The organism is uncultured Gimesia sp. (genome assembly GCF_937919775.1).
Classification (GTDB): Bacteria; Planctomycetota; Planctomycetia; order Planctomycetales; family Planctomycetaceae; genus Gimesia.
In genome coordinates this window covers 1-8,790 of record NZ_CALFPF010000141.1, presented here as the reverse complement: position 1 = coordinate 8,790, position 8,790 = coordinate 1, and the positions used below count along the sequence as shown (strand labels likewise).

Here is an 8,790-nt window from a genome sequence, read left to right as displayed (position 1 = left end):
CTCCGGCGAGATCCCCGCTAAAATGAAAACCAGAAAAAGGAACTCATACTTCATAATACAGGAATAAGAATACCGGTTTCTCATCGTAAACCGGCGGGAAACACAAAGCGACCTCTTTTTAAGTGAAGTTAATAAATAGAACTCATTCTCGATTAAAACCATGCGCACGATCTTGCACGTTGATATGGACGCCTTTTATGCGTCGATTGAAGAACGGGACCACCCCGAATTGAAAGGGCAGCCGATCATTGTCGGCGGTCGTGCAGACCAGCGGAGTGTGGTTTCCGCAGCCAATTATAAAGCGCGCGAGTTTGGCGTGCACAGCGCCATGCCCATGAAAACCGCGCGCCAGCTTTGTCCGCACGCACATTTTTTCCCCGTGCGGATGAAAGATTACGCCGAGGTCTCACATTCCATTCAGAATATTTTTCGTAAGTACACACCACTGGTAGAACCGCTTTCGCTAGATGAAGCCTTTCTAGATGTTACCGGCAGTCAACTACTCTTCGGAACCGGACAGGAAATCGCCGTTTCCATCAAACGGGAAATCAAAGAGACATTGAACCTGATCGCTTCGGTCGGCGTCGCCCCTAACAAGTTTCTGGCAAAAATCGGCAGTGACGCAGATAAACCCGATGGTCTGGTGATTGTCGAACCGGACCGCATTCATCACTTTCTTGATCCGCTCCCCATTTCACGAGTGTGGGGCATCGGAAAGGTGGCAAACAAACGCTTCGCCAGACTGGGAATCAACACGATTGCACAACTGCGAGCTCTTGAACCGCGTTTATTATCCGAACTGTTTGGCGAACAGGGACCGCATTTATGGAAACTGTCGCAAGGCATTGATGAACGCCCCGTTGTTCCCGAACGGCAGGCGAAATCGATTTCGCGCGAGACTACCTTTTCACAGGACGTGACCGATCTGGAGATTCTGAAAACGGTTCTGATTGAACTGGTGGAAGACGTCGCCCGCCGCCTGCGTAAAAACGAACTGCGCGGCAGAACCATACAACTCAAAATACGCTACGATGATTTCTCCACTTTTACCCGTTCAGTGACCGTCAACCAGCCAACCGATATCACACATGAAATCGAAGAGGCGGCGTTACTGATGCTGGAGCAAAGGCTTCCCGAGCGCCCCTTATCCATCAGACTGATCGGCGTGGGGGTCTCCGGATTTGACGCCGGCCATTTACACCAGCGTTCTCTGTTCGATGAGGACGATCAACAAAAACATTCGCGCCTCGATCAGGTAAAAGACCAGATCGCCAACCGCTTCGGAACCGATTCGATCAAACGCGCGAATCGGATTTCCACGGATGATACTGATGCGGAAACAACATAGTTCAAATCCCCTTATCAGGGAAGATCGGTGCTGCCAGCCGATTGTCGGCGATTGCTGATGCGAATCAGAAAGAAACCGACGACCACCATCAGCAGCGAGCCCCCCAGCCAGACCAGGGGGAGATGTTTCTGGTTTTCGAGATTGATTTCCCATTGGCTCAAGGAATCCTGATAACTGGCAATGGTAATCAGCAGGCCGTTATGAATCATGTGCAGCATGATGCCGGGAATGACGCTACCGGAGAGGATATTTACATAACCCAGACAAAGCCCCATGAAGAAACTGGGAAAAAAACGCTCAATGAACAGTGAATCGCGGACGATGACATGAAACAACGCGAACAGAAACGAAGAGGCCAGAATCGCCCACGTATTCGAAAAGCGATTGAGCAGCGCACTTAAAAGATAGCCGCGAAAAAAAAGTTCTTCGCACACAGCGGGCAACACTGCCAGTGAGACAAGTTTGATCCACAACGGCACCGCTCCCAGTTCGAGCTTCAGTGATTCAAATAATTTAGAAAGCGATTCGATCCGCTCATCACTTAACGCAAAGATTTCGATTTCGTAAGCGAACGGCCACAATGTAAAACCGAGCAGAATCGCTCCCAGACAAGAGAAGATTCCGGGCCGATACCACCGAAACCCGGTTTTCAGTTTCACACCTCCCAGTCGGGCAAACAGGAGCGGAATCAAAAGAAACAGACAGAACGTAAGCGATCCCGATATCAGCAGACGCAGGGAGATCGACATGTCCCGCAGACGACTCACAAAAGCAGCAGAAAGAATAAACACGGGGAACATCACCGCCAGACACAACATCGCGTTATTCAAGGCAGGCGCCAGATGCGTTTTACGCGAGCGTTTGAAAAAATCAGACCAGGAGGTTTCGCTCTCATATAAAATCGTATCGGTTCCGAAAATCCGGGCCGCCAAACTCAGCGCAACAATCCCGTAAAACAGGGTGGAAAACACCGAGACGAAAAACAGGAGGGGCTGCGCATCGTGCAGCAGAAAATCGCGACTGAGTAACACAATATTCGCGAGCGGGATCACTGCCCAGATCAGAGTCATCTTTAAATCGGGCACCATCCCCAGAATGCCGGGCGCCATCGAGATCAGCATCAATGGAATCAGATAGGCCTGCGCTTCTTTAAAGCTGCGGGCAAAACTGGTGATGCAGAGCAGAACGGCGGAGAAGAACGCGGCAAAAATCACCAGTAACAGCAGGATTTCGAGCAACACGAACACTGTCAAGCCTTCACCAAACAGAACGGTCTCCAGCCCATTGGCATAAGCAGTTGCCAGCATGGCCGTCATGTTCACCATTGCCGTCATGATGGCAACGACCAGCACCGCGATGAATTTCGCACTTAAAATCCACATGCGAGGCAGCGGAGCTGCCATCAATGTTTCCAGCGTACCTCGCTCTCGCTCCCCCGCCGTCAGATCGATGGCCGGATAAACGGCTCCGGTCATGGTCATCAGAATCAGAATCAGAGGTACGATGGTCACCAGCGAAGTGGCCTGCCCCATTTCGGATTTCACTGTCGAAACGGACGTCAAAAAGGGAACAGTTTCACTTTCTCCCAGTTGCGACAGCAGTCGATCCCGATAGTTCCAGCGAACTGCCTGTAAACGTTTCTCGACGTATTCTGCAGCACGGCGGCTGTGCCCTGATTCCGAACCGTAGATGAGCTGGAAACGACCGCTGGGATGTTTTTCTTTAGATTTTTTGGGGGTGACGTCTATTGGAAAGTAGCGGACACCGACATCAACGACTCCTTCGCGTACCAGACTCACGATACTTTGATTATGGTTGCCCTCGTCTGCGATCATGAATTTGACGACCGGTTTGATCTGTTTGAATGCTGCCAGTGTTCCCGCGGAAGGCGTTGCCCCGGTTGTCGTTGCCCCCGATACTTCCAGCTCCGGTTTTTCTTTCGCGGAAAGTAACTCGTCCCCCTGACTGAACATGGCCCGGAATAATTGTCCCTCCGATTCATTCGGCAGAACAATCCGATATTCAATCTCGCTCAAGTGAGTGACCTGATTGAGAAAAAACTTCTGCAACATCACCCCTAACAGAGGGTAAACCAGCAACGGCATTAAAATCAAAGTGATCACCGTGCGACGATCTCGCAGAATCTCACGCAGTTCTTTTCGCAGCAAACCGGAAAACCGGAAGCTCTTAGTAGGTGTGAAGATCCGGTCATCAGAATCATGGTCAAAAGGAGACGCCATCAAATTAATTCCTCTTGAGCGGTCGGCAAGATTCCCGCAGGCTCAAGAGGCGCATCGAGCAGCTGCAGAAATATTTGCGTCAACGTCTGGCAGGAAGTGCACTGCTGCAGTTCTGCCAATGTCCCCTCGTAGTTTTTTTTCCCGTAGTATAATAACCCGAATCGATCACAAAGCTGTTCTGCTTCATCCAGTCGATGCGTACAGACAATCACCGCTTTGCCTTCCTCGCGCAATAGATCGATGTAATCAAAAATCACTTTACTGCCCACCACATCCAGGCCGCGCGTCGGCTCGTCCATCAACATCACGGGGGGATTGTGGATCAGCGATCGCGCCAGATTCACGCGCTGTTTCTGCCCGGTGCTCAAGGTGGCAGTACGACGATCGAGAAATGAAGTGATGTCGAACAGGCGAGACAACTTTTCAATCCGTTCTTCGGCCTGCAGAGGATGGACGCCATACACGTCGGCAAAGAAAGACAGAATTTCATGCGGCGTCAGCCATTGATACAGGCCCGCACTGGTCGAGACCAGTCCGACCCGCCGCTTGATTTCATCGGGATGGCTTGAGACCAGAAAGCCTTCCACTTCCGCATCGCCGCTGGTTGGTTTCAGGAGTCCCAGAATCATGCGGAGCGTGGTCGTCTTACCGGCTCCGTTGGGCCCCAGTAGACCGTAGACTTCTCCCGGCTGAACTTCAAATGAGACATGGTCAACCGCCAGAACATCCTGATTTCCGGCTTCAAATATCCGCGTGAGATCTTTTACAAGAATCATCCTGGCCCGCCCCCCCTGCTCTCATCTGACACGTTCAGCGCAATCCATGCGTCATGAATTTACAATCAAGGTGATAATTCAAAAAGATCGGTAAAGTAATATCGTTCAATCAGCTTTGAATGGAACTGCCTGCTTCACTTGCGTTGATATCACTGGAACTGTGAAAGAAATGCTGGCGCATACTCAACGCATTCTCGAAGTGAGTCCATTCTAACAAACTGAAAGTGAATCTGTCACGCACTAAAAATGGAACCGGAGAAAGAATTCGCATTACCCCTTCCATTTATTGAACGATTGTTCTTCAGAACCTCATTTTCCCCTGAGTCAAATAAGACTCCTGAAACACCTTGCACAGCTGTGTCGGCTCGACCACAATTAAATGCTTCAACCTGAACCGCCTGAAGTGACACTCACTGATTTCAACGATACCAGATACTAAAGGACATACGATGACCGTACCATTACCCGCCTGCAGGTTAAACTGCATTCTGATGGTCTGCCTGATCACAAATTGTGCTGCGGCGGAAGATGACTGGCGCATCTGGCGGGGTCCGCATGCCAATGGCATCGCTGCGCAGAGGGAAAAACCGCCTGTGAAATGGAGCGAATCGCAAAATATTCGCTGGAAAGCACCTCTGCCAGGCCGGGGACATAGCTCGCCGATTGTGGTAAATGACCGTGTGTTGATCTCCACCGCGGATGAAGAAAAGCAAATTCAATCGGTTGTCTGCTTTGATCGTGCCACGGGGCGACAGCTCTGGAAAACCGATGTCAGTCAAGGCAATTTTGCCCCGAAGATTCACCAGAAGAATACCCATGCTTCGCCGACACTGGCTTCGAATGGAGAAACCGTCTTCGCTGTATTTCCTCAGTTCGATCAGGTTCAGTTAACGGCCCTTGACCTGAATGGAAAGCAGCAGTGGCAGATCAAAGCTGGCGGCTATCTGCCCCTCGCGTATCAATTCGGCTATGCCCCCTCTCCGATTCTGTATCAAGACAAAGTGATTGTCACTTCAGAATACGAGAAGGATGGTTTTATTGCCGCCTTTGATCAGCAGTCGGGCCGCGAAGTCTGGCGGATCAAACGGCCGGAGAAGATGAACTTCTCAACCCCGATCGTGGCGAGGATCGCGGGCCGCGACCAGATGCTGCTCAGCGGCAATGCCAAAGTGGCCAGCTTTGATCCCCAGACCGGACGCGATCTCTGGTCGGCCCCTGCGATGTGGATCGTCAGTTGCGGAACCATGGTCTGGGACAAAGACCTGGTCTTCACCAGTGGCGGATTCCCATTGAAAGGGACAATGGCCGTCAAAGCCGATGGTTCGGGAAAAGTCGTCTGGACCAATCTGGTAAAATGTTATGAGCAATCGATGCTGGCCTACAACGGATATCTGTACGCAATCGACGATAACGGCATCGCTTTTTGCTGGAACGCCCAGACGGGCAAGGAACACTGGAAAAGCCGACTGGGCGGGAAAGTTTCTTCTTCGCCGGTGCTGGCAAACGATTGCCTCTACCTGACCAATGAGCAGGGCAAAACATTCGTGTTTAAAGCAAACCCCGAAAAGTTCGAACTGCTGGCTGAAAACCAGCTCGGCGACGAAGGTTTCGCGACCCCGGCAATCTGCGGCAATCAGATCTTCCACCGTGCCGCCACCAACGCGTCAGGTAAACGTCAGGAATTTCTGTACTGTATCGGAGAGTAAAATGGGGACAGCAATTGAATTTTTTGACGTCCTGATAAAGTACGGCGAAGTAAATTCAAATTAATTCAGACTCTTGAATTTCTTTCGCGCATAAAAAAACTGCAGCCAGTGCAGAACCGGCTACAGTTTGTCAGTTTATCAAGAATGTTATTTCGCTCCAGGTTTGAGTTCTTCCTGTCCTCTCGCAGCAATTAATTTTTCGTCAACTTAAAGTCAGCCGTATTGTGACCAGAGAAAACACTTCAACTATGCCGACCTGGAAACTATTTGACCTGATCATCGTAGGACAAGGGCTGGCGGGGACCGCGCTGGCCTGGACGTTACTTCGACGCAGTTATCGCGTGCTGGTGATCGATCGCTGTGAGCCGATCACGTCTTCAAAAATTGCGGCAGGGCTGATCACGCCGATTACCGGACTGCGACTCGTTGTGTCCTGGAGACTCGATGAATTCCTGCCGTTTGCGACTCGCTTTTATCGCAGTGTGGAACAGCAGACCGCTGCTCATTTTTTCGAACTGAAGCCGATGCTGCGTCTGTTTTCTTCAGAACAGGAGCAGGAACAATATCGGCAGCGCTCACAAACGCATTTCCCTGATCTGGTATCTGTTCCTGAGCCACTGGCTGATCCCAATGACTTCGAGATTTCGCAGGGCGGCTTTGAGATGACCGGCGGCGCACAGCTTGATGTGCCGACTTATCTGAATGCATCGCGGCACTGTTTGGAAAATCAAAACAGTTTTCTGGAAGCAGATGTAGACCCGGTCAAGGATCTTGAATTCCAGTCAGAAGAAGTTCAACTGCCGCGCTGGAATCTGGCGGCAAAAAAAATAATTTTCTGCGAAGGCATCCGCAGTCAACAGAATCCCTGGTTCCAAACGGTCCCTTTCGAAGGGGCGAAAGGGGAAATTCTGACTTTGAAAATACCGGGACTCACTGAGCGACGCGTTGTGCATCGGGGCGTCTGGCTGGCGCACTGGAAGGACGATCTGTATCGCGCGGGCTCGACGTATGATCGCGAACATCTGAATTGTGAACCGACAAACGCCGGTCGCGAGGAAATCTGTGCGCGACTGTCTGAATTCCTCAAACGGCCTGTCGAAGTAGTCGACCACCGTGCTGCAGTCAGACCAGTGATTCGTGGACGCTTGCCGATTATGGGTCTGCATCCCGAGCAGCCTCAACTCGGATTTTTTAACGGGTTCGCTTCCAAGGGGAGCCTGCAGACGCCGTGGATGGCGGATCATTTTGTCAATATTCTGGAAGGCAGCGTGCCAGTGGAAAAACAACTCGACCTCAGCCGAAAAATCGATCTCCGCTCATGACACGTTTGACCGATCAGGCCCATGAATTGATCACGATCATTTTGCAGCAGGGTGAAACTGCCATTGATGCGACCGCCGGAAACGGACACGATACGCTGTTTCTCTGTCAGACGGTGGGACCTGCGGGCCGTGTGTTTGCATTGGACATACAACAGGCGGCCCTTGATCAGACGGCAAGCGCACTCGAGCGAGCCGGCTTTTCAAACTGCGAACTTTTGTGTTGCGATCACAGTCAGCTCGGTGAAATCATTTCTGCCGACTTGCTCCAGCAGATCGGCGCAATCATGTTTAATCTGGGTTATCTGCCGGGTGGCGACCATACCAAAATCACACAACAACACTCGACACTGACTGCGCTCAAAGCCTCTTTGAACCTGCTGCGTTCCGGTGGCATCCTGACGATTCTGGCTTATCCCGGTCATCCCGGAGGGGCCGAGGAAACCGCAGCCGTTTCAGATTTGCTGGCCCGGCTTGATCCAGCAGCATACGCGAAGGAAGTAATTTTCGCGTTATCAGAATCAGCCAGCGCGCCGCGGTTGTTTGTCGTCAGAAAACAAGCAGACTAAACCCACATCACTCTTCTTCAGAGTCATCTTCAGTGTTATTTTCTGATTCGGAAGACTGGCGAATCTCTTCAATAATCTGTCGGGCACGATCCACGTTAGAGGACATCACATCCACTTTGACTTCGAAGATTCCGGTGTAACCTGCCTGAAGCTCATTTTCGAGCATGCAGCGAATTCCTTCACCTTCCAGCGTCATCTTAATAAATTCCGCTTCCATCACGTTCGTGGTAGAATACACCGTTTCCAGGCTTTCGCTCATCGTTTTTTCCTTAGACAAACCGTCCCTGACTCATCAATTGATACAGGGAGCGCTTAACAGTCAGTCACAAATCAGTTTTGCATCTGACCAAACTAACCGGAAAGTCTATTTACATCAATACTGTTTTCCGAACGGAAAGCCTGACCTCCATTAAAGAGACAGAATCTCACGATTCGCCAATTTGTCAACCATATTTGATGTTACAGGCCCTTGTGACATCATTAAACTGAAGCTGACCAGTAACCGGAATCGCGACATCACTCTTATGGCTTCGGTGCCACTAATTCCGGTTGAGCTGCTGTCGGCGGTGCCGGTAGCTTTTGTTGAAACTCCTGAATTTTCTGCTGTTGCTCCAGGTCTTTGAGATAATCCTGCAGCAGTTGATACGTCTTTTGAAATTCCTGACGATTTGTGACCATCTGATATTTCGAATCAAGCTGCACCTGCTGATAATTCTTGATCACAGTTTCCAGTTCCACAACTGAGGGAACTGAAGAATTCGAAGAAATATTTTCGGGCAAAGCCAGATAATCTTTCCAGACATCGTCCAGAATTTGATCGAGTTCTTGATGC

At 50.7% G+C, this 8,790-nt stretch carries 7 protein-coding genes and 1 pseudogene; 4 read left to right on the top strand and 4 right to left on the bottom strand.

Annotation, left to right across the window (positions count from 1 at the left end; genetic code table 11):
* Positions 1 to 160 precede the first annotated feature (160 nt).
* Entirely contained in the window at positions 161 to 1,348 is a 1,188-nt protein-coding gene (gene dinB / locus Q0294_RS03865; protein WP_299461109.1) for a DNA polymerase IV, read from the top strand.
* A gap of 14 nt (positions 1,349 to 1,362) precedes the next feature.
* Here dinB and Q0294_RS03860 read toward each other — a convergent pair whose 3' ends face one another.
* Together Q0294_RS03860 and Q0294_RS03855 are read right to left on the bottom strand one after the other, a co-directional pair.
* Entirely contained in the window at positions 1,363 to 3,588 is a 2,226-nt protein-coding gene (locus Q0294_RS03860) for an ABC transporter permease subunit/CPBP intramembrane protease (RefSeq protein WP_299461107.1), read from the bottom strand.
* On the bottom strand, positions 3,588 to 4,364 hold the full coding sequence (locus Q0294_RS03855; RefSeq protein ID WP_299461105.1) for an ATP-binding cassette domain-containing protein: 777 nt from the start codon (positions 4,362 to 4,364) through the stop codon (positions 3,588 to 3,590). The genes Q0294_RS03860 and Q0294_RS03855 overlap by 1 nt, the downstream gene beginning before the upstream one ends.
* A gap of 449 nt (positions 4,365 to 4,813) precedes the next feature.
* Between Q0294_RS03855 and Q0294_RS03850 the strand changes: the two genes are divergently transcribed.
* The 3 genes from Q0294_RS03850 to Q0294_RS03840 all read left to right on the top strand — a co-directional run bounded on the left by Q0294_RS03850 (position 4,814) and on the right by Q0294_RS03840 (position 7,958).
* Positions 4,814 to 6,070, top strand: a complete 1,257-nt coding sequence (locus Q0294_RS03850) for a PQQ-binding-like beta-propeller repeat protein (RefSeq protein WP_299461103.1) — start codon at positions 4,814 to 4,816, stop codon at positions 6,068 to 6,070.
* A 248-nt stretch (positions 6,071 to 6,318) separates the two neighbouring features.
* Complete coding sequence (locus Q0294_RS03845) at positions 6,319 to 7,392, top strand: FAD-dependent oxidoreductase (RefSeq protein WP_299461101.1); 1,074 nt, start codon at positions 6,319 to 6,321, stop codon at positions 7,390 to 7,392.
* Positions 7,389 to 7,958, top strand: coding sequence for a class I SAM-dependent methyltransferase (locus Q0294_RS03840; RefSeq protein ID WP_299461100.1), 570 nt, complete (start codon positions 7,389 to 7,391; stop codon positions 7,956 to 7,958). The genes Q0294_RS03845 and Q0294_RS03840 overlap by 4 nt, the downstream gene beginning before the upstream one ends.
* A gap of 7 nt (positions 7,959 to 7,965) precedes the next feature.
* Here the strand turns inward: Q0294_RS03840 and Q0294_RS03835 are convergent, their stop codons facing one another.
* Positions 7,966 to 8,217 (bottom strand): DUF2007 domain-containing protein, encoded by a 252-nt coding sequence (locus tag Q0294_RS03835; protein ID WP_299461099.1) that lies wholly within the window; start codon positions 8,215 to 8,217, stop codon positions 7,966 to 7,968.
* 263 nt (positions 8,218 to 8,480) lie between these two features.
* Positions 8,481 to 8,790, bottom strand: a pseudogene (locus tag Q0294_RS03830) (hypothetical protein); the annotation flags it as partial.

Coding starts and splice junctions, on each gene's coding strand:
- dinB (WP_299461109.1), top strand. CDS start 161: ATGCGCACGATCTTGCACGTTGATATGGACGCCTTTTATGCGTCGATT.
- Q0294_RS03860 (WP_299461107.1), bottom strand. CDS start 3,588: ATGGCGTCTCCTTTTGACCATGATTCTGATGACCGGATCTTCACACCT.
- Q0294_RS03855 (WP_299461105.1), bottom strand. CDS start 4,364: ATGATTCTTGTAAAAGATCTCACGCGGATATTTGAAGCCGGAAATCAG.
- Q0294_RS03850 (WP_299461103.1), top strand. CDS start 4,814: ATGACCGTACCATTACCCGCCTGCAGGTTAAACTGCATTCTGATGGTC.
- Q0294_RS03845 (WP_299461101.1), top strand. CDS start 6,319: ATGCCGACCTGGAAACTATTTGACCTGATCATCGTAGGACAAGGGCTG.
- Q0294_RS03840 (WP_299461100.1), top strand. CDS start 7,389: ATGACACGTTTGACCGATCAGGCCCATGAATTGATCACGATCATTTTG.
- Q0294_RS03835 (WP_299461099.1), bottom strand. CDS start 8,217: ATGAGCGAAAGCCTGGAAACGGTGTATTCTACCACGAACGTGATGGAA.